Source organism: Escherichia sp. WS1450 (assembly GCF_046487395.1).
GTDB lineage: Bacteria > Pseudomonadota > Gammaproteobacteria > Enterobacterales > Enterobacteriaceae > Escherichia > Escherichia coli.
This window is the reverse complement of the sequence record NZ_JBJQJO010000103.1, coordinates 1-1,790: the sequence shown is the minus strand read 5'-3', so window position 1 is coordinate 1,790 and position 1,790 is coordinate 1. Positions and strand designations below refer to the sequence as shown.

The 1,790-nt window shown below is 45.0% G+C and carries 3 protein-coding genes and 1 pseudogene; 2 read left to right on the top strand and 2 right to left on the bottom strand.

Going from position 1 to position 1,790, the window contains the following annotated elements; translation table 11 throughout:
- The coding region (locus tag ACJHYR_RS27630; RefSeq protein WP_268067488.1) for a hypothetical protein at positions 1-234 on the bottom strand (234 nt) is incomplete at its 3' end.
- A 193-nt stretch (positions 235-427) separates the two neighbouring features.
- Positions 428-1,102 carry a LexA family protein gene (locus ACJHYR_RS27625; RefSeq protein WP_000848748.1) on the bottom strand — a complete coding sequence of 225 codons (675 nt, stop codon included), beginning with the start codon at positions 1,100-1,102 and terminating at the stop codon, positions 428-430.
- A gap of 90 nt (positions 1,103-1,192) precedes the next feature.
- Between ACJHYR_RS27625 and ACJHYR_RS27620 the strand changes: the two genes are divergently transcribed.
- Positions 1,193-1,393, top strand: coding sequence for a YdaS family helix-turn-helix protein (locus ACJHYR_RS27620; protein ID WP_000649477.1), 201 nt, complete (start codon positions 1,193-1,195; stop codon positions 1,391-1,393).
- A 43-nt stretch (positions 1,394-1,436) separates the two neighbouring features.
- Positions 1,437-1,790, top strand: a pseudogene (gene ymfL, locus ACJHYR_RS27615) (protein YmfL); the annotation flags it as partial.

Here is a 1,790-nt window from a genome sequence, read left to right as displayed (position 1 = left end):
ACCAATTTTCTGAAATGTGCTCTCCGAATTTGGACAAATAGAAAAAGGCCATTTCCATTCAGGGTCTGATGGAAATACTTCAGCCTGTTCCAAAGCACGGCGTAAAGAGAACACAACTCCAGCCATAATCTGATGTTTCCCATTGGTCCAGCTATCGCCGCTCTGATCTACAGGGGCGGCTATGTCGTATGACCAAACGACTTCACAGTTATTGTTTAAAATCTGGACTTTCATTTCATACACCTGCTTTAACATGAGTGCCTAGTGGCACAACATGACTCAACGAATCATCCTGGACTTCATATGCCCCAGGCGGCTACTTCGTGGGCGTCCTGCCTGTTCGTTGTTTCGCTTGGGCACATTATGTATCTCAAAGGTACATTGTCAAGTATAAAAAAACCTGCCGAAGCAGGTTCATAAACATTGATTAGGCTTTGATTTTGTATCTTCTTGGTTTTCCTGAGAAAATCACTGTACCAATTATAGAGCAATTACCGTTGATCTTAATGTAAGGCTCAGGCCAGTTTGGGTTTAACGCTTTGAGATAACGCTGTGTCCCATCTTCTATCAACCTTTTGAAGGTGGTTTCACCTGTATCGTGCATCAATGCAATAACGTCGTCACCGTGGCAGGCAGGTACTTCAGGATCGACAAAAATCATGTCTCCCGGGCGGTACTCATCAATCATTGAATCACCTATCACCCGCAAGATATAAGTCATTTCCCCACAGGGTACAGGGCAGGGATACGTTTCTGCTGTGCTCAAATCAACCTCAGAATATCCAACTTCTTTCCATGCTCCGGCCTGTACCCATGATATGACAGGGACTAATGTGATTTGTTTATTAGTGATTGAAACATCAGGTTTTTTTGTGATGTTCGTTGTCTGGTGTTCTTGATCGAGCCATCCGACAGGCAGGTCGAAACATTTTTCGATGTGTCGTGCCATGCTGTCACCGATATTTTTAGTAGCACCATCTCCCATAAACCTGCTGGTCTGGGTTGGCTCGCGATCAATCATAGTGGCAAAGGAAGAATTCCCGCCAACACCATCTCTCAGTTTTCTGGCGTTAGACCGCCGGATGTCATGGATTGTTTTCATAACGAAATTAAAACCCTTGTACCGTTAAGGTACAAGTATCTTGAAGGTTCATTTCAATCATGTAATATGTACACCGGAGGTACATATTGTATGAAAGCGTATTGGGACTCTTTAACCAAAGAACAGCAGGGCGAGTTGGCCGGAAAAGTTGGCTCAACACCTGGCTACTTACGGCTGGTTTTCAATGGCTATAAAAAAGCCAGTTTTGTGCTGGCTAAAAAACTTGAGCAATGCACGTCAGGTGCAATTACGAAATCTGACTTAAGACCGGATATCTATCCGAAAGATTAGCAGAACACTTTCAATTTTTAACCACAGAACGATGAGGCTAATCGTGGGTAAGCATCACTGGAAAATAGAAAAACAGCCTGAGTGGTACGTGAAAGCTGTCAGAAAAACTATCGCGGCGTTGCCGGGTGGTTACGCTGAAGCGGCTGACTGGCTCGATGTAACAGAAAACGCTTTATTCAACCGCCTTCGTGCAGATGGCGATCAGATTTTCCCGCTGGGATGGGCAATGGTTTTACAGCGTGCTGGTGGCACTCACTTCATTGCTGATGCTGTGGCGCAGTCTGCAAATGGCGTCTTTGTGTCTCTTCCTGACGTCGAGGATGTGGACAACGCCGATATTAACCAGCGTCTGCTGGAAGTCATTGAACAGATCGGCAGTTATTCAAAACAGATTCGT